General features: G+C 65.4%; 15 protein-coding genes. 5 read left to right on the forward strand and 10 right to left on the reverse strand.

What is annotated here, in order from left to right; genetic code table 11:
* Positions 1-122: 122 nt before the first annotated feature.
* Positions 123-626, reverse strand: coding sequence for a hypothetical protein (locus LDO41_RS14560; protein WP_223989295.1), 504 nt, complete (start codon positions 624-626; stop codon positions 123-125).
* A gap of 217 nt (positions 627-843) precedes the next feature.
* Between LDO41_RS14560 and LDO41_RS14565 the strand changes: the two genes are divergently transcribed.
* The gene (locus tag LDO41_RS14565; protein ID WP_223989297.1) at positions 844-1,026 is read left to right on the forward strand and encodes a hypothetical protein; all 183 of its coding nucleotides are present in this window, start codon (positions 844-846) and stop codon (positions 1,024-1,026) included.
* A 137-nt stretch (positions 1,027-1,163) separates the two neighbouring features.
* Here the strand turns inward: LDO41_RS14565 and LDO41_RS14570 are convergent, their stop codons facing one another.
* Together LDO41_RS14570 and LDO41_RS14575 are read right to left on the reverse strand one after the other, a co-directional pair.
* Positions 1,164-1,349, reverse strand: coding sequence for a rubredoxin (locus tag LDO41_RS14570; RefSeq protein WP_223989299.1), 186 nt, complete (start codon positions 1,347-1,349; stop codon positions 1,164-1,166).
* A 103-nt stretch (positions 1,350-1,452) separates the two neighbouring features.
* Entirely contained in the window at positions 1,453-5,589 is a 4,137-nt protein-coding gene (locus tag LDO41_RS14575) for a DUF748 domain-containing protein (protein WP_223989301.1), read from the reverse strand.
* Positions 5,590-5,917: 328 nt separating this feature from the next.
* Between LDO41_RS14575 and LDO41_RS14580 the strand changes: the two genes are divergently transcribed.
* Positions 5,918-7,222: an MFS transporter gene (locus tag LDO41_RS14580; protein ID WP_223989303.1), complete on the forward strand. Its 1,305-nt coding sequence runs from the start codon at positions 5,918-5,920 to the stop codon at positions 7,220-7,222.
* Between the two features lie 64 nt (positions 7,223-7,286).
* Here the strand turns inward: LDO41_RS14580 and LDO41_RS14585 are convergent, their stop codons facing one another.
* From LDO41_RS14585 to LDO41_RS14605, 5 genes are all read right to left on the reverse strand, one after another.
* Positions 7,287-8,408, reverse strand: a complete 1,122-nt coding sequence (locus LDO41_RS14585) for an extracellular catalytic domain type 1 short-chain-length polyhydroxyalkanoate depolymerase (RefSeq protein ID WP_223989305.1) — start codon at positions 8,406-8,408, stop codon at positions 7,287-7,289.
* A 182-nt stretch (positions 8,409-8,590) separates the two neighbouring features.
* Positions 8,591-9,427, reverse strand: coding sequence for a DUF2950 family protein (locus tag LDO41_RS14590; protein WP_223989307.1), 837 nt, complete (start codon positions 9,425-9,427; stop codon positions 8,591-8,593).
* A 74-nt stretch (positions 9,428-9,501) separates the two neighbouring features.
* Positions 9,502-10,914: a DUF3300 domain-containing protein gene (locus LDO41_RS14595; protein WP_223989628.1), complete on the reverse strand. Its 1,413-nt coding sequence runs from the start codon at positions 10,912-10,914 to the stop codon at positions 9,502-9,504.
* Between the two features lie 69 nt (positions 10,915-10,983).
* The gene (locus tag LDO41_RS14600; RefSeq protein WP_223989309.1) at positions 10,984-11,331 is read right to left on the reverse strand and encodes a hypothetical protein; all 348 of its coding nucleotides are present in this window, start codon (positions 11,329-11,331) and stop codon (positions 10,984-10,986) included.
* Entirely contained in the window at positions 11,321-11,650 is a 330-nt protein-coding gene (locus tag LDO41_RS14605) for a transposase (protein ID WP_223989311.1), read from the reverse strand. Before LDO41_RS14605 ends, LDO41_RS14600 begins: the two co-directional genes overlap by 11 nt.
* A gap of 611 nt (positions 11,651-12,261) precedes the next feature.
* On the opposite strand from LDO41_RS14605, the gene LDO41_RS14610 reads away from it, so the two are divergent.
* The 3 genes from LDO41_RS14610 (at position 12,262) to LDO41_RS14620 (ending at position 15,761) form a co-directional block, all read left to right on the forward strand.
* On the forward strand, positions 12,262-13,212 hold the full coding sequence (locus tag LDO41_RS14610; RefSeq protein ID WP_223989313.1) for a LysR family transcriptional regulator: 951 nt from the start codon (positions 12,262-12,264) through the stop codon (positions 13,210-13,212).
* Between the two features lie 288 nt (positions 13,213-13,500).
* Complete coding sequence (locus LDO41_RS14615; RefSeq protein ID WP_223989316.1) at positions 13,501-14,175, forward strand: response regulator transcription factor; 675 nt, start codon at positions 13,501-13,503, stop codon at positions 14,173-14,175.
* A gap of 260 nt (positions 14,176-14,435) precedes the next feature.
* Positions 14,436-15,761 (forward strand): cobyrinate a,c-diamide synthase, encoded by a 1,326-nt coding sequence (locus LDO41_RS14620; RefSeq protein WP_223989630.1) that lies wholly within the window; start codon positions 14,436-14,438, stop codon positions 15,759-15,761.
* Between the two features lie 39 nt (positions 15,762-15,800).
* Here the strand turns inward: LDO41_RS14620 and LDO41_RS14625 are convergent, their stop codons facing one another.
* Both LDO41_RS14625 and LDO41_RS14630 read right to left on the reverse strand, forming a co-directional pair.
* A complete protein-coding gene (locus LDO41_RS14625) occupies positions 15,801-16,262 on the reverse strand; it encodes a MarR family winged helix-turn-helix transcriptional regulator (protein WP_223989318.1) in 462 nt (153 codons plus the stop codon).
* 40 nt (positions 16,263-16,302) lie between these two features.
* Positions 16,303-17,916: an MFS transporter gene (locus tag LDO41_RS14630; RefSeq protein WP_223989320.1), complete on the reverse strand. Its 1,614-nt coding sequence runs from the start codon at positions 17,914-17,916 to the stop codon at positions 16,303-16,305.
* Positions 17,917-17,977 lie beyond the last annotated feature (61 nt).

The following is a 17,977-nucleotide window of genomic DNA, read 5'->3' on the forward strand; positions in this document are numbered from 1 at the left end:
CCCACCCTCCTCTACGCAGACGCCGTCGCAAAAGAGACGCACGACCCACGCACAAGTGGTTCAAGCGTAGTGCATAGGTCGCAATTGCGGCAAGTGCTGCCGCAATTGCATCAGTGCCGCTATCAGTGCATCACGTCTCTGGATTCGAGCTTCCAGTAGCAGATGGCCATCACCATGCCGAACAGCATGTGGGCGATCAGTGTGTGCCAGCCGCGCGCATCCACAAACCATGGAAACACGCTGGTCATCACGTAGAAGTTGAACAGGTACACGATCATGCCGAATACCGCGCCGGCCAGTACCGCCATGCCCGGGCTCGAGTCGAGGTGGAACGGCGCCATGATCGCGCCCAGCACCATGCCGAGTACCGCACCGAGCACGAAATGGATGACGAGTGCCGCGCCCACGGTGCCGATGCTGAACAGCGAGTTTTGCATCACGTCCTGACCCATTACGATCGCCGCGATCATGCGCGTCGGCACCCATGGGTTCACGCCGGACAGCATCGAGGCCCAGAACAATTCCAGCACGATCAGGAACGCGCCCGCGGCAACGCCCGATACGGCTGCCGCACTCCAGTCCGGCAGGCGCCGCACGTAATGGTGCGAATGCATATGAAGTTCCATGATGGTCTCCTCTTGATGGCTTCGCATTAGTACTGAATTCATGGCTTCGTGAGTCCAGCATAGGACACGCGGCGCATGATTCCGCGCCATGGAACGCGCATGAATCGGGCACGCCACCTGCGAGCAAAAAGATAGGGACAACCCTGAGACCAACTGCCTTGTATTCGCCACACACGGCCTATACTGGAAGCACAAAGACACAAGACAGGAGACCGCCATGTTCCATCTTCAGGCGCACGATCTTGTATTTCTGGCTCCGATGGCACTTGTCGGATTGCTGGCGATGGGCGCGGTACCCGTCGCCGCCAAGGCGTTGAGGATCAGCTGCCGGTGTGCCGGCGTGATCATTGGCCTGGTCATGGGTATTCTGGTTCTGGAAGCGCTACCGCTGCTGATATAGCGGCAGGCCGAAAGACCACCGCACTCTCCGTATGCGTGGCATCGGAGAGCGGTGAACGCCTTGTCCGTTGGACTCCGGCGTTTGAAACGGCTGATTGCCCGAGATTGATCGCGGATTGATCGCGGATTGCGATCGAATCAGAACTCGATCATCGCGAAATCTTCCTTGCCGACGTCGCATTCGGGGCAACGCCAGTCGACGGGAATATCTTCCCACCGGGTGCCCGGGGCGATGCCATCGTCAGGCCATCCCTGCTCTTCGTCATACACCCAACCGCAAATCACACATACCCAAGTCTTGTAAGCGACGGCTTCCTGCTGCAAAACGTCTCTCCGTAAATGAATTCGATGGAACGGGCCGCATGATACCGCGCCTTGGCCGCGGCCCGTTTTTTGCGTCTGGAGGTACCTGACAGGCCCCTGCCGCCTACTGGCGGATCGAGAAGTCCACGCGGTTCGGGCCGCCCTTGTCCTTGATGCCTTCCGCGTTAAGTTTCGGCGCGGTCAGGAACAGCTTGGCATCGGGCACCTTGCCCTCGCGTTCGAGCGCCTGCTTGACCGCCAGCGCGCGCTGCTCGGCCAGCTGCCGCAGTTCCGTCTCGGTGACCGGCGCATTCGCAAGCAGGAGCTTCTCCATCTCCGCCGTCGGCAGCGACTTGGTCAGGCCGATCATGTTGGTCGGCTTCTTGAACGACTCGCGCTTGTACACCGCTTCCAGATACTTCGGATATTCCTGCGGCGACACCGTGACCTTCGCGCCCTGCTCACCGCCCTCGTCCTCCGCGGCCTGGCCACCCGAGCGCGCGCTGCGGCGCAGCTCGCGCTCTTTCTGCTCGGCCACCCGCTGGTCCAGCCATACGCGGCGCGCGCCATCGGCATCGGTGGCGGGATCGATACGGCCACTGATCTCGAGCCGCAACGACGGACGGTCGTTGAGCGCCTTGGCCACCGTGGCGATCTTCTCCTGCGCGTCCTTCGACAACGTGGCGCTGCCGGGCGCGAACTCGATATAGCCAAGCTCCTCGCCACTGCCGCCGAATGCGGAGGCGATCAGCGAGAACGGCGAGGTAATCGCCTTGGTCAGCAGGTTGACGATCACGCGCACGATCACGCCGCCGATGCTGAACTCGGGATCGGACAGCGAGCCCGACACCGGCAGGTTCACGTCGATCACGCCATTGCGGTCCTTGAGCAGCGACACCGCCAGCAGCACGGGCAGCTTGGTCGCATCGGGACTGTCGACGCGCTCGCCGAACGTGAGCTGATCGAGGTAGAGGTGATTGCGCGCATCGAGCTTGCCGTTCTCGATCTTGTACGCGACGTCCACCGTGAGCTTGCCCTTGGTGATTGGATACCCCGCGTACTTGGTCGCGTACGGCGTCAGACGCGTGAGCTCCACGCCCGCGGCCTTCGCCGCGATATCGAGGAACAGCTGCTCGCCGAGCGGATTGAGCTTGCCGCTGATGCTCACCGGCGCGTCGTCGTCGAGCCGGCCATTGAGCACGAGGTCCGCGGGTGTCGGGTCCGACGACGACACCTTGGAGATCGAGCCCTTCATGTCGGTCAGGTTGGCCGTGTAGTTCGGTTTGACGAAGAAGTCCGAGAAATTGATGTTGCCCTTGTTGATCGACACGCCGCCGAGCCGGATCTGCGGTGCGGGGCCCGCGGCCTTGGCTTCCTTGGTGGCCGTGGCTGAGGGTGCCGCCGCAGGTGCCGATGCTGCTGGTGCCGACGCGGCATTCGCCTGCGTCAGGCTGGTGGACGGCGCCGGCTGGCCGCGTTCGCTGCCACCAGCCATTACGTCCTGCAGGTTCAGCCGTCCGTTCGCATTCAGGATCACGCGCGCATAGAAGTCCGACAGCGCGATGTTGTTGACGCCCACGCGCATCGGGCCGCGCGCCTCGTCCATGGCGAAGTCGATACCGGTCACCGCGAGCGAGCGCCAGCGCAGGAAGTCGTCGCCACTGATGCGATCGACCGTGCGCACGTTGCCCGCCAGCGCGTTGCCGGCGAAATGCGCGGCGATCGGCTTGCCCGCGGGCGCGTTGACGTCCAGCTTGCCCTTGACGGTCATGGTGCCGCCGCGCAGGGCCGCATTGAAGCGGTCAGCTAAATATGGCTGCAGCGGCGCGAGGTCGATCTCACGCACGTCGAGCTGCATCTGCGCGCCTGGCGTGGTGGGCATCAGGTTGCCTTCGAGGCCGATCACGCCACGGCGGCCGGACTCCGCATGCAGCGTCACGGGAAGCGCCGCGTTGGTCAGCGGCCACGTCACCGTGCCGCTCGAGAAGCCGATATTGCGGTACTGGTGAATCACAGGCCGGCCACGATTGGCCTCGGCGGGCTCGTAGTCCGCCAGCCGCGCGGCACCGCCGTCGACGTTGACCTTGCCGATGCGCACCTTCCATCCCGGGGGAGTGGCATTGGCGTTGGCGCCGCCATTGGTCTTGTTGGCGCCATTGGCCGTGGCGCTGCCCTGCGGCGGCGCAGCGGCAGCGCGTGCCGGCGCGGCCTTCACACGTTCGGACTGCACGGCCCAGATGCGCGCCATTTCGAGCAGCTGCCCGCTATGGTCGCGCGTGGCCGCGATCTGCGGCTGTACCAGCGAGAGTGCGCTGCTGTCAAAGGTCTGCTTCGCCAGATCGAGGTTGATGTCCTCGAGCACAAGCTTCTCCGCGCGCACCAGCGGCAGCTGCGCGCCTTCGACGTCGGCGGCACGCCGTTGCGCCACGGTCCTGCGCTCGCGGCCACTGCCGCGCTGCGCGCGCGTGACCTCGCGCTGCGATTCGGCGGCTGTGTCGCGCGCCTCGCCGGCGGCCCCTGCGCGTGCGCCATTGCGGCTGCCATTGCGGCTGTCATTGCGGGCCCGCTCGCGTGGTCGGTCACCCGCCCTGTCGCCGGCGGCAGCCGTATCGTCAGCCTGCGCGGCAGGGCTGGCCGGCAGTGCGATCGGCTCGCGCGTCGCCACATAGACCGGCGACAGTTCGAGCCGGGACTTCTCCAGCACGAACTGGAACGTCGGCTGCGTCCACGCCATGCGGTAGTGCAGCTCCGCATTGATGCCGGTGTCGCCGAACTGGCTCTGCAGCTCGCGCGGCCACCAGGCGGCAAACCCCTGCGGGCGCAGACCCGTGGTCTTCAGCGTGCCGGCAAGCGTGCCCTGCCGCAGCGCGAGCTCGCCGGTATGGTCGAGCGTCTGGCCGTCGGCAATCGTGACCTTGGCGTTGAGTTGTGCGGGCTTGTCGCCAGCGCTGGCAAGATTTGCGATCTCGACATTGACCGGGCCGATGTCGAGCTTGCCCGGGCCCGACGGCGCGAGCTCGTCCTGGAAGCCAAGCTTCGCGTCCTTCAGCGTAATGCGCTGAATCGCGTAGCTGAACGGCTCCGCCTGCGCAGGCGGCGGTGCTGCCGCAGCCGAAGCGGGGGCCGCAGGCGCAGAGGCTGGCGCGGTGGCAGCGACCGGCACTGCCTTGGGTGCGGGAGTGTTCTCCGGCAGAAACGCCGTGGCAAGGTTCAGCGAACCATCCGCGCGGCGAATCGCCTGCAGGGCCAGCCCTTCCAGATCGATGCTGCGAATGCTCGCACGATTGGCCAGCGGCTCGACGCGGTCAAGATCAATGGCCAGCCGGCCCGCCTTGATGATCGGCGCCCCTGCGTGCGTGACGATATCGGCATCGCGCAGCACCACGGTGCCAGAGACGGACAGGTCCTGCTTGTCCTTGTCCTGACGGAAGCCCACCACGAGCCGCGTATCGATCAGCCCGCTCTTGATCTCCGCGTCCTTGAGGCGCGGCGCGAAGGCCATGTAGGTCGGCACTTCGAGCGCATCGAGATTCACGTTCAGGTTGGTCTCGCGCGTATCGGCAAACGGCTGCGAGGTGCCCTCGAGTGAGAGCGGCGAGCCGTTGATCTTCGCGAACAGCGTCGGCCGCGTATTGATGGACGCGTCGTGCGGCAGGTTCGAGAGGAACGGCAGCGTCAGCGTGAAATTCTCGACGCGCTGGATCGTGTCGCGAGGCTTGTCCTCATACACGAACGTCGAGTTGGTCACCGCGATATTGCTGATCGAGAACCGTGCCGGCTTGGCGTCGGCAGGCTTGGGCGGCGCGGCCGCGAAGCGCTCCTCGACATCGGCGAAATTCATGCGGCCCTGCGCGTCGCGCACCACGTGCACCGACAGCTTGTCGACGTGCAGGCTGTGCACCACCGGCGCCAGATGCCACAGCGAGGCGACGGACGCGTTCGCATCCACCTCGCCCAGCGTGACCATTGGCGTGGTGCCATCGGGCTCGAAGATGGTCAGGTCATTGAGCGTCGCTGCAAGGTCGAACGGCCGCACCTGCGCGGCGCCCAGCGTGACCTTGCGGCCCAACGCCTCGGTCGCCTGCTTCTCGACCAGATACTTCACCAGCGGCGGCCCGCCGAAATATCCAGCCAGACCGAACAGCACGATCGCGATCACGATGCCGAGGAGCACGCGCAACGCGAGGCGCCGTCGTGGCGTGGCATTGGCCCTGGCTCCGGCCGTTCGCGCGGCAGCGCCGATGGAATCCTTGAATGACATGGTTACCCAGAAAAAATGACCCCTTGCATTGGCTCGGAAAGGTGCCCTGGAAATCGCTGGCGGGTGGTGTGCCCCGGATTTCACTTTTTTTAGCATTATGGCAACGGATTATGGCAAGGCAAAGGACCATTTCAAAACATTCCGGCATTCCAAAAAGGGAAAACGGGCGCTTCTGGTATCGTTACGCCTTTCGCGAAGCGACCCCCCTTCAGGCCGGCTGGCATATCCGCCGCCGCGCGCCTGGCCGAGCACGCCATCCTTCGTGCCCTCCGCCCCACGCCATCCGTGTAGCGCGCTTCGTATGTGACACCACAATGCGAGCTTTTTCATGTCTACCTCCAGCAGCACTGCCGGGACAGTAGGCGCGCCGGATCATGCCGCGCGCCCCCTGACCGGGCAGGATTACAAGACGCTTGCGCTAGCCGCCCTCGGCGGTGCGCTCGAGTTCTACGACTTCATCATCTTTGTCTTCTTCGCCACCGTCATCGGCCAGTTGTTCTTCCCGCCGTCGATGCCGGACTGGTTGCGCCAGTTCCAGACCTTCGGCATTTTCGCCGCCGGTTACCTGGCTCGCCCGCTCGGCGGCATCATCATGGCGCACTTCGGCGACCTGCTTGGCCGCAAGAAGATGTTCACGCTGTCCATTCTGCTGATGTCGGTTCCGACGCTGGCCATGGGTCTGCTGCCGACCTACCACTCGATCGGCCTGCTCGCGCCGCTCGCGCTGCTGCTGCTGCGCGTGCTGCAGGGCGCCGCGGTGGGTGGTGAAGTACCGGGTGCCTGGGTCTTTGTGTCGGAACACGTGCCGAAGCGGCATGTCGGGTATGCGTGCGGCACGCTGACCGCTGGCTTGACCGCCGGCATCCTGCTCGGCTCGCTGGTCGCCACCGGCATGAATTCGATCTTCACGCCGGTCGAGCTGCACGACTGGGCCTGGCGGGTGCCGTTCCTGCTGGGCGGTGTGTTCGGGATTGCCTCGATGTACCTGCGTCAGTGGCTGCACGAGACACCGGTCTTCGCCGAACTGAAGCAGCGCAAGGCGCTGGCCGCCGAAATGCCGCTGAAGTCCGTGGTGCGCGATCACCGTGGCGCCGTGGCCGTCTCGATGCTGCTGACGTGGATGCTGTCCGCGGGCATCGTGGTGGTGATCCTGATGACGCCGACGTTCCTGCAGAAGCTGTTCGGCTTCGATGGCCGCACCGCGCTGGTCGCCAACAGCTTCGCCACGCTGGCGCTCTCGATCGGCTGCGTCGTCGCCGGCATCCTGGCGGATCGCTTCGGCGCGCGCCGGACGCTGTTTGTGGGCGGAATCTTGCTGGCCGCTACCGCGTACCTGCTGTACACGACCGTCGGCACCCATCCGGATCTGCTGATTCCGCTCTATTCGCTGGCCGGTTTCATGGTCGGCACCGTCGGCGCGATTCCTTACGTGCTGGTCAACGCGTTCCCGGCACAGGTGCGCTTCTCGGGCCTCTCGTTCTCGTACAACGTGTCATATGCGATTTTCGGTGGCCTGACGCCGATGATCGTCACGCTGATGCTCAAGGGCAACCCGCTGGCGCCCGCGCACTACGTGATCGTTGTCTGCCTGATCGGCATCGTCACCGCGTTGTTCGTGAAGAAGGCTGCCTGAGGACGCTACAGAGCGCTGAAGGTGAAAGGGGGAAGGGGCTTGCGCCTCTTCCCCCTTTTTCATGCTACTTCCCGCGCCGATGTCCGCGGAAAAACTCCCACATCATCGCGCTGGCATCCGGTCCGGTGCTGCTGTGATATTCGACGCGCTCGTCGCCGCCGCTCCACGCGTGGTCCAGCCCCGCGACCTCCACCAGCTTCACCAGATCCTTGTTCGAGCGACCGAAGCGCGCCTCGCGATAGTTGCCGCGCGGCAGCGTCGCACCCTCGTTGGCCGCCTCGACGCCCACCTCCGCCATGGCCGGCACCTTGGGCGGCATCGCCACCGACAGGCGGTCCCCCATGCCGTTATAGGCCAGGAACTGGCGCGCCAGCAGCCGGCCATTGACCGGGTGCACGGCGTTGTCATCGAGTCCATGCACGACAATCGCCGGCATCGTGGGGCCACCCGGCGTCACGCCAGCCGCATCGAGCAATACCAGCGCATCGGTCGCCGAGCCATGCTCCATGGCGCGCAAGCCCGCGTGCGGCGAGTCCGCCGCACCGATTACCACGCCCGAATGCAGGCCTACCGCTGCCACCTTGTCCGGGTAACGCAGTGCCACCAGCGCCGCCATCGTGGCGCCCGCCGACAAGCCGGCCAGATAGATCTCGCCGGCCCGCACATCGGGCCGCGCGGCCAGTTCGTCGATCAGCGCCGCCACCGCCTGCGCCTCGCGCCCGCCTTCCTCGGCACCGAGGTCGAACCACTGCCAGCAGCGATGCACCGAGCGCCGCAGCGGTTGTTGCGGATACGCCACCATAAAGCCTTCGCGCTCGGCCAGCGCGTTCATGCGCGTGCCTTCGGCCAGCGCCTCGGGTGTCTGCCGGCAGCCATGCAGCATGACTACGACCGGCATCGGACCATGCTCACGCGTCAAGGCGCGCGAGGGAACATATAGACGGTAAGACAGCTGCGGGACGAGTTCACCCGGCAGCGGTTCCAGGCTGAGTCGGTGAGATTCCCATGCGCCGGGCAACGATCCGGGCGCATGCTCGCCGACCGGCGGCACCGGTCGGAGCGGGGGGGTGGGCTGGAACGCATCGAAGCGACGCAGCCATGTTTTCAATTGCTTCGCGGCCTGGTGCTGCGCGTGGCCGATTTGTAGCCACTGCGTTTCCCAGTCCGAGGTCAGGCTTTTCGCCATGTGAGACTCCTACTGCTCGCCTTTCGAACGGATCCCCTCCTATATTTGTGCGATGCAGCATAACACAAGCGCTGGCGGCGCATGGCTCACCCCAGTGCGGCAATGTATTCATCTTGCAACATTAAAAAGGCCCGCGACGTCACTCGCGGGCCTTTTCATCATAAGGAAATGCGGCGCCAACGCTATTTGTCGGCCACGCGCCGCCATCCGTCGGTCGAAAAAGTGCGCAAGCCGGCCGCACGGCTCGCCGTCGATGCACCCAGATCGCGTTCGTAAAAATTTCGCTCGCCGTCGATCAAAAAGGTGTGGACGCCACTTTCGCCGTACCGCGCCGGCCAGGCGATAAAGGCGAAGCGTGTGCCGTTGGCGCCTGTTCCGGGCGACAGCACGCGGAAACGATAGCCGTAATAGGCATCCTCCGGCGGTACGTCGGGTCCCATCGCCAACGCGTCGGTACCAATCGGGCTGGCATCGGCCTCCGTGTCGGAGGGCCAGTACAGCCCGTCGGTGCGGCCGTGCGAGCTGACGAGCCGCTTGGCGAACTGCCCGTTGCCAACCTGCTGCGCGTAGCGTTGCTGGGCGTCCGCGAGCTGCAGAAGCGAATCCATCGCCACCAGTTCATTGCGCGCGATCCGCCGCCTGCGCACTTCCTGATGGCCCGCGTTGACGTCGAATTGCCAGCCGCCCGCGCGTTTGACGATCGGCGCCGGAAAGGTCCAGCCGCTGTCGCCGACGGCGATGCGCTTCACATTGTCGGACGCCGGCTCGACGGCATGGTGCGCGGCCCAGGCGCCGAGGAAGTCGTAAATATCGTCCTGCGTGATGCCCTCCGGGGGCAAGAGCATGCGGTAGCGTTCGCCAAGCACCTGTCGCAACGCGTCGTGGTCGCTGCGCGCGATGGCATCGCCAAGCGCGTCCGATGCGGCCTCCGCGCTGTTGTAGACCCGCTGCGCAAGCGCCGACGATGGCGCCGCCGACACGCCCACGAACACCGCCGCCGCCCACAGCAACGTCGCCATGCTCCTCACCACCGTTGCCCGTGCGCGCGCGAAGCGGATTCTGGTCCTGGTCCTGCCCCTGGTCCCGATCATGCTCATCTCCGTCCGTGACCGACATGACCGCCACCGCCACCACCGAAGTCGCGTTGGCCACCATGCGGCGCGCTGAAGCCTCCCCCGCCGCCCGCATTGCCACCCGTGCGTTGCAACCCGCCCTGCTGCTGGCCCATGCGCGAGCCCTGCTGTTGCAGCCGCTGACCGTTGCCTGCATCGCGCAGCGCGCTGTCGCGATTGGCGGTGTGCGCGCGATTGCGCGCCTCGGTCGCATCCGCACGCTGCCGCTCCGCACCGGCGGGCCGCGGGTTGCTACCGGTGGCACCACCGTGACCGGCAATCGATTGCCCGGTATGGCCCTGGAACGACTGCGCCGCGCGATCGCGCGCGGCATTGCGATCCCCACCAGCCCCGCCGGGCTGCGCCTGCACGCCGCCACCCTGTGCGCCAAGCCGCTGCTGTCCCGCGCCACCCTGCCCAGGCCGCTGCTGCCCAGCGCCGTCCTGACCAAGCCGCTGTTGCCCCGCCCCGCCCTGGCCCAGTTGCTGCCCGCCTTGCTGACCCGCGCCGCCTTGCCCCAGGCGTTGCCCGCCCGGCGTCCCCTGCTGCCGATTGGCCAGCGCCTGCTGCCGCTGCGCGTCGTAGCGATTGGCCACGCCCGGATTGTTGTACGGCACGCTGCCACGCGCCGCGGGGTTGTGCTGCCAGTTCACGTTCCCGCGATTGACGTCGAGCTGACGATTCACATTGATGTTGTTGTAGCGGTTCACGTTGATGTTGACGTCGTGATGGTTCCAGTCGCAACCGCCCCATAGCGAGTTGACGGCGGCAACGCCGAGCCCGAAGCCAATGCCGGCCACCAGCGACGTCGCGAACACCGAACCCGGTGGCGGCGGATAGTAGGCCGGCGGATAGGCGGGATACGCCCACGCCCCGTACACCACCGTGGGGTTGTAGGTGGGCACGTAGACCACCTGCGGATTGGCCGGCTCGATCTGCACGATGGTCGTGCCGCCGCTTTGCTGCGTGGTGACCTTCTGCTCCGGCGTGGTCTTCAGCGAGCCCGCCTTCTGCGCCTGCGCGCGCAGGCGCTGTACACCGTTCATCACGTCATCCGGTTGCGCGAGGAATGCGTCGCCAACCGATTGCACCCATTGCGGCTGCCGGCCCATCATGTCGATCACCGAAGGAAACGCAACCAGCGACTGCACGCTCGGGTCCCACGTTTCAGCCTGCACCGCTTTGGTGGCCGCATCGCCGGACAACGACGCGTTGGACTTCGACCACTGCGCGGCTGCGGCCACGTCGGCCGGATAGGTCGAGGCCATCAGCACCTGCGACAGCAGCGCATCGGGATACAGCGCGATGGGGGCCAGCAACTGATCGAGCTGGGCATTGCCAAGCTTCGCCTGGGCATGGGCAGGGGCGGGCAACATCGGCATCGCCAACAGCATGAGCAGCGGCAACACGATACGCATCAAGCGTGGTGACATCGTCGATCTCCAAGGTGGCCGGCGCGGACTTCATCGGCCCTGCTGCGCACACTCCCGCCGATAGACGTCTTCCACGCGTTGGCGCTCGGGCGCGGCAAGCGTGTTGATCTTGTCGCGCAGCCCTAGGCAGTATTGGCGTTGCGACGTCACTGGCTTGCCTTCGCCCTCGGCGTTCGCCGTGCCTTGATCGAGCATGCGCGGCGGCGGTGGAATGTCCGGCAGCCCACCCGGTGAATTGCCACGCCCACCACCATAGACCGGTGGTGCCGATGGCGGCTGACCTTGTGCCAGCACGCTATCGTTCACCACGCATGCGACCAGGGCCAGCCCCACCACGCACGCCAGGTGCCACCGCGCTGTCGTCGTGCTAGTCGCCACTCTCGCTGATCTCGTCGCGTTCATCATGATGTCTGCCGCTGCGCTGGCGAGGCGTGCGGTGGCGCAGCAATTCGAGCCTGAGCAACGCATCGGCCAACAGGTTTCTGAGTCGTGCGTTTTCTTCCTCGAGCTCGCGCAACCTGCGGCGCTCCGAGCTCGACGTCCCGCCGGAGACATCGGGCGCGCCATAACGCGCACGCCATCCGTAGAACGAAGCATCGCTGAACCCGTAGCGCGCGCATAGCTCCCGTACCGGCACACCGTTGGCAGCCTCGGCAAGATATCTGCGGATCTGTTCCTCGGAATACCGTCTGTTCACGCTCCGCCTCCGCTCGCCGCAACATGGATCCAAGGGCCGGCGTCCAACCCTTGCCGTACGTTAATCCACCGCGCGCACCGAAAGCAATTCAGTGTCTTCGCGCCGCGAGTTAAGCAATTTGATCGTCGACGGCCATGCCCACCCTGGTGGCGGAGGGGGCCGATTCGCAGTGAATTAGAACTTTTTAATTTCGTTGTTCCAAATTGGAAAAAATCAATTACCAGCTTCTGCCGGCGCAGAACCGATCTCTGGTGTCTAGTGAACTAGTAAATGCCTCTTGGTTCACGTTGAAATTTGATGCCTGCTCGGAGAGCCGCCTCCACACTAGCTTTGCGGGGAGCTCAACTACTCGCATCGCATTACGGAGGCAGACACCGGATTGTGATAATTGGTCGCCACCAAGCCCCGTTTCCTAGAAAGTTTGAAATTCATGTATTAAGATGGCTCGGACAACTAAATTTAGAAAAAGCCTCGCATGTCCGTGTTTTGCGCCGCCGAAACACGATCCGACGCTTGCCGTGAGAGCCTCATCAGCGAGCAGCGCGCGCATTGCATATCGCCCCACCCCATAACAAGAAGACAGTTACGACCATGGACAGGGAGAATTCAGCATGCGGCACGTCAGCATCAAGCTTTTGCACGTCTTCGTGCTCCTGATGGAGTACCGCGACCTCAGTGCCGTGGCCGCGTGCACGCAAGGCCGCGTGCCCACGGTCGCGTATGGTCTCGCGCGGCTGCGCGAAATCACCGGCGATCCGCTGTTCATCAAACGCAATGGCAGACTCGAGCCCACGCCCCATGCCTTGAGGCTTGAACAAACGGCACGACAGATTCTGACGCGGTGGAATCAGCTCGTCCGGCCGCAACGCGCCAATGGCGCGCGTCGCCAGCCAGGGCGCCGCATCTCGATCGGGTTCTCGTCATCGATCGGCGATCCCGTTATCACCGAGATCCTGACCACGTTGTGCGAGCGGTTTCCGCGCGACAGCTTTATTACGCGCCCCGTCATTGCGGACGCCATGCTTGCGAGCCGGTTACACACGGGCGAGCTCGACTGCGCGTTCGTCGTTGACGGCGCGCAGTTGCCCGATCGCGTGATCCTGCACAGCCTGCTGGCCACACCACGCCGCCTGGTCGGCGCCGCGCGCGCCGATGGCCACGAGGACGCGGAGACCGACTGGATCCTCCTGCAGGAAGATTGCGAAGCCAGCAGTCCATTGCACACGTTCCTCGCGCGCCAGGCGAACTCGCCCGGCCATCGTGAGACCGTGGTGCCGTCATGGCATACGCAGATCACGCTGCTGCATGCGACCGGTGGTATCTGTCCTGTGCTGGATTTCAACGTGCCGCTCGTCACGCGCCATCGCAAAACGCGTCTGCTGGCACCGCCAGCAAATTTCCCAGGCTGGGCCGCGCTGCATTTCTGGATGCCAGAGCGGATGCCCGACAGCGGCGTGCTACGCGATGTCATGGAAGTTGGCGCGGCGGTGCTGCGCGACCCGCTCAAGGCCATCGACGAACGCAGCCACCATCAGGAGGGCGCTCAGCCCGTTGCCGCCTAGCTCCCGGGGGATGGCCCGCCCTTCCCCTTCCTGAAATCTCTCCCGCTTTGTCTCATTCGACATGACGTAATGCCGCAAATTGGCATGCGTTTTGCGAATCGTCTCACTCCCACGACAACCGCCCGCAAGTATGCTCGCCGGGCATTGCCGTGCTCCGTATCGTCTCCCACCTGGTCCGAGCACGTGCATGTCGCGCAGTTGCTGCGTCGTTGGCGCCGCACGGGCTCTGCCGTGCGGCGCGCTTTTTTTGATGTGGGCATCGTCGCGCCGGAAGATAGGAGTCACCGGATGTCATTGAGGACATTGAGGATTTTGCTGGCCGACGATCATCCCGTCATCACGGCGGCAATCGGCGCCAGGCTGCAGACGCAGACTGGCTGGGAGGTCTGCGGCGAAGTCAACAGCGCCACCGATCTGTTGCACGAGGTGGACCTGCTCTCGCCCGACGTCATCGTCACCGACTATCACATGCCGGGCGTGGCCGCGCTCGATGGCGCCCGCCTGCTCCTCACCTTGCGACGCCGGCATCCGGCGGTCGCCGTGGTCGTGCTGACGATGATCACCAACCCGCTCGTGCTGCGCGCGATCCTCGATGCGCGCGTCCATGGTCTGCTGCTCAAGGACTGTCCATTGGCCGAGGTGGTGGTGGCCATCGCGCGCGCGCAGCGCGGTTTCACCTATATCGGCAAGTCGGCCCTGCGCGCCCTGGCACCGACCGATCTGCGCACCATGCTGCCCTATGGGCGCATGGGCGCGCAGCCACTGTCGACGCGCGAGATGGAAGTCCTGCGCCTGTACCTGACCGGCCGTACGGTGACCGAGATCGCCGCGACGTTGTGCCGCAGCGTCAAGACCATCAGCCGACAGAAGAACAGCGCCATGAGCAAACTCGGCGTGAGCAACGATCGCGAATTGTTCGAATGCGCGGCACTGCAGGGCATGGTGCTGCCGCGCGGCCAATGATGGCGGCATCGACGCGCACCACGACAGGGACGATAGAGACGACAGGGATGACGGGCGAGGCCATGCGTAACTGGCGGAGCCGATATAATCGGGCGCTCGCATGGTGGTGCCCCCGCGCACACTCGGTACCCTAAGCATCATCGTGCGCCGCGCCTGAAGACATGTCCGTACAACCCACCCACTCCCCCACCCCGCCCGTGCCCCACGACAGCGACACTGCCCGCGCAGGCAGCCATGCCCCGCGCCGGGCCGTGCCCGCGATGATGATCACCGCATCGGCATCGGGCCAGGGCAAGACCACGGTCACCGCCGCGCTCGCGCGCCTGCACGCGCGGCAGGGCCGCTCGGTGCGGGTCTTCAAGTCCGGCCCCGATTTCCTCGATCCCACGTGGCTGGCCGCCGCCAGCGGCGCGCCCGTGCACTCGCTCGACCTCTGGATGACAGGGCCCGAGGATGCACGGATGCGCCTGGCCCAGGCCGCGCGCAGTGCCGACGTCATCCTCGTCGAAGGGGTGATGGGACTGCATGACGGTGACCCGAGCAGCGCCGATATCGCGCGGCGCTTCGGCCTGCCCGTGCTCACGGTGATCCAGGCCAGCGCCATGGCGCAGACCTTTGGCGCGATCGCCTACGGCCTTGCGCACTATGGTGAGCCGTTCGCCGATATGCGCGTGCTGGCCAACGGCGTCGGGTCCGCGCGCCATGCGGACATGCTGCGCACGAGCCTGCGCGAGCCGGGGCAATGGGCCGGCGCGCTCGCGCGCGATCCGGCGGTGGCGCTGCCGGAGCGGCATCTGGGGCTTTACAGCGCCAACGAGCTGCCCGATCTGATGGCACGCCTCGACCGTCTGGCCGACCTGCTCGAACCGCTGCCGGTTGCGCAGTTGCCACCGGCGGTGATGTTCGAGGATGTGCCAGAGCCCGCGGTACCGGCACGCCGGCTTGAAGGCAAGACCATCGCGGTGGCCTGCGACGATGCGTTCCGCTTTATCTATCCCGCCAACGTGGACACGCTCGAGGCGCTCGGCGCGCGCGTGGTGTTGTTCTCCCCGTTGCGCGATGCCGAGCTGCCGATCTGCGATGCGGTGTGGTTGCCCGGTGGCTATCCCGAACTGCATGCGGCCACGCTGGCCGCCAACACGTCGATGCAGGAAGCCTTGCGGCGCGCGCGCACGAGCGGCATGCCGATGCTGGCCGAGTGCGGCGGCATGATGGCGCTGTTCGAGACGCTGATCGACAAGGAAGGCAACGCGCACGCAATGGCAGGCGTACTGCCGGGCACCGTGCGCATGCAGTCACGCCTCGCGGCGCTCGGCCATCAGGCCATCACGCTGCCATGGCTGAGCCGTGACGACGGTAGCAATGACGGTAGTGGCGACCGTAGTGGCAACGGCAGCACGGTGCGCGGTCACACGTTCCACTACTCGAAGACCGATACCACGCTGACTCCGGCCGCGCGTGCGGTGTCACCGCGCGACGGCAAACCCGGCGAAGCGGTGTACCGCGCGGGCGCGCTCACGGCGTCCTATGTGCATTTGTATTTCCCGTCGAATCCGGACGCCATCGCGCGACTGTTCAGTCATTGATGGCCGCGGGCGGGACGTCGTATCGACGGAAGAGAAACCTCAGGCCGCGTCGCGCTGCGCCTGGGTGCGGGCCACCGCTTCGGCGATGCCGGCCTCGAGTTCGCCCAACCCCTTGGACAGGTTGTGCATGGTGGTCTCGGTGACGTTCGTCAGCACGTCCTGCAGGAACTCGGCGCGGCGTGGCAGTGCCTCCTCGACGATCTGCCGCCCCACCGCCGACAACGTGACGTTGGTCATGCGATTGTCACGCTCGCTGGTCGCGCGCTCGACCCAGCCCAACTCCTGCAATGCCTTGAGCTGGCGCGTGAGCGCGCCCGGGTCCATGCCGACGCGATCGGCCAGCGGCTTCTGCGCAATCGCGCCCTCGTGGCCGTACAACGCGTACAGAATGCGCCAGCGCGGCATGGGAAGGCCAATGCGCCCTTCGAACGCCGAGGCCCACGCGCGGTAGGTGCGTCCGAACTGCTGCAATACGGCCAGGCTTTGTCGCTCCAGTTCCAATCCATTCTCCAGTCAGCTCAGTTTGCCGCTCAGTTGCTGATCAATCCGCCGCCATTACCGGCTCGTGCACGCGCACGAGCTTGACCGGCGGCACACGGCGCGAGCGCCAGATGCCGATGATCGCGATAACCGCCGCCAGCGCCATGCCAAGATGGATCGCGCCAACCAGCGACAACCGTGCCTGCTCGAGCAGCAGGGCTCCATTGTGCCCTGCCTGCTGCAATTGGGTAAGCAAGGCCCCTTGCGCGGCGCGGTCGATCAGAATCTGCGGATCGCTCATACGCGTCGCCCAGTCCAGCGCGCCCGCGGAATTCAGCGCGCGCTCCACGCCACCCGTATAGCTGCGCGTCACCAGCGTGCCGACCAGCGCGGTACCGATCATCCCGCCGACCATGCGCAGCGACTGCAGCATCGCGGTGGAGATGCCGAGCTGCGCGCGGCCCGCGGTCTGCTGCGCGAACACGGTCAGGTTCGGCATGATAAAGCCAAGCCCGAGCCCACCGAGCAACATGATCCCCAGCAACAGGTGATGGTCCATGCCGCGCGTGGCCTGCGTCAGGCCCAGGCAGGCCAGCGCGAGCAGCGCGAAACCCGCGTAGAGCATGCTGTTGGGCAACGGGATACGCGTGATGATACGGCCATTGACGATACTGCCGACTGTGATGCACACCACCATCGGGGTGATCACGAGACCGGCCTCCTTCGGCGAGTAGCCGAATCCACCCTGGAACAGCAGCGGCGCATAGAGCAACAGCGAGAACATCACGAAACCGGACAGCACGGCCAGCAGGAACAGCGGCGCGAGGCCCGGATTGCGGAACATCTCGAGCGGCAGGATCGGATTGGGGCAGCGTAGCGACCAGCGCCATAGCGACACGAACGACGCGATCGACAGGACCAGCAGACCAACGGTCACGAGATCGAGCCCGCGCTCGGGTAGCCACTCCACTGACAACTGCATGGTGCCGAGCCCGGCTGCGATCAGGAACGCGCCGAACCAGTCGACACGCGTCGAGCCGGTGCGCGCCTGCGGGCGCAGATGCGGCAGATAACGCCAGGCGAACCACAGGCCGAGCAGGCCGACTGGCAGGTTCACGTAGAACACCGCACGCCAGCCATACCATTCGGTCAGCACGCCGCCGAGCGAGGGACCCACCGCGTTGGCCAGGCCGAACGCGGTACTCATCATCACCTGCCAGCGCAGCCGCACATGCGGGTCGGGAAACAGATCGGGAATGCAAGCGAACGCGGTACCCACCAGCATGCCGCCGCCAATGCCCTGCAGCGCGCGCGCCACGACCAGGAACTGCATGCTGTTGGCCATGCCGCAGAGCGCGGAGGCGGCGATAAACACGATGATCGAGGCCAGCACGAACGGCTTGCGCCCGTAGTCGTCGCCCAGCCGTCCGAAGATCGGCACGGTGATCACGGAAGTCAGCAGATACGCGGTGGCGACCCACGCGTAGAACTCGAACCCTTGCAGTTCTGCGACGACGGTTGGCAGCGCGGTGCCGACCACGGTCTGGTCGAGCGCCACCAGCATGACAACGAATGCGATACCCAGCATCGCCATCAGCGATTCGCGGAACGGCAGCACCTGCCCGGGCTTCGCTAGCGCGGTGCCGTCCTGCCCTTCGCGTGACTCGGAGGTCATTTTATTGCCCAATCAATAGTTGCAATGTCAATGATTATAGGACAGTTGCACGGGATTTGCT

Origin of the sequence: Cupriavidus pampae, from assembly GCF_914271485.1 — a bacterium.
GTDB lineage: Bacteria > Pseudomonadota > Gammaproteobacteria > Burkholderiales > Burkholderiaceae > Cupriavidus > Cupriavidus pampae.

What these genes read in the sequence shown, in the direction of transcription:
- LDO41_RS14560 (WP_223989295.1), bottom strand. Translation starts at nt 626, where the DNA reads ATGGAACTTCATATGCATTCGCACCATTACGTGCGGCGCCTGCCGGAC.
- LDO41_RS14565 (WP_223989297.1), top strand. Translation starts at nt 844, where the DNA reads ATGTTCCATCTTCAGGCGCACGATCTTGTATTTCTGGCTCCGATGGCA.
- LDO41_RS14575 (WP_223989301.1), bottom strand. Translation starts at nt 5,589, where the DNA reads ATGTCATTCAAGGATTCCATCGGCGCTGCCGCGCGAACGGCCGGAGCC.
- LDO41_RS14580 (WP_223989303.1), top strand. Translation starts at nt 5,918, where the DNA reads ATGTCTACCTCCAGCAGCACTGCCGGGACAGTAGGCGCGCCGGATCAT.
- LDO41_RS14585 (WP_223989305.1), bottom strand. Translation starts at nt 8,408, where the DNA reads ATGGCGAAAAGCCTGACCTCGGACTGGGAAACGCAGTGGCTACAAATC.
- LDO41_RS14590 (WP_223989307.1), bottom strand. Translation starts at nt 9,427, where the DNA reads ATGGCGACGTTGCTGTGGGCGGCGGCGGTGTTCGTGGGCGTGTCGGCG.
- LDO41_RS14595 (WP_223989628.1), bottom strand. Translation starts at nt 10,914, where the DNA reads ATGCTGTTGGCGATGCCGATGTTGCCCGCCCCTGCCCATGCCCAGGCG.
- LDO41_RS14610 (WP_223989313.1), top strand. Translation starts at nt 12,262, where the DNA reads ATGCGGCACGTCAGCATCAAGCTTTTGCACGTCTTCGTGCTCCTGATG.
- LDO41_RS14615 (WP_223989316.1), top strand. Translation starts at nt 13,501, where the DNA reads ATGTCATTGAGGACATTGAGGATTTTGCTGGCCGACGATCATCCCGTC.
- LDO41_RS14620 (WP_223989630.1), top strand. Translation starts at nt 14,436, where the DNA reads ATGATGATCACCGCATCGGCATCGGGCCAGGGCAAGACCACGGTCACC.
- LDO41_RS14630 (WP_223989320.1), bottom strand. Translation starts at nt 17,916, where the DNA reads ATGACCTCCGAGTCACGCGAAGGGCAGGACGGCACCGCGCTAGCGAAG.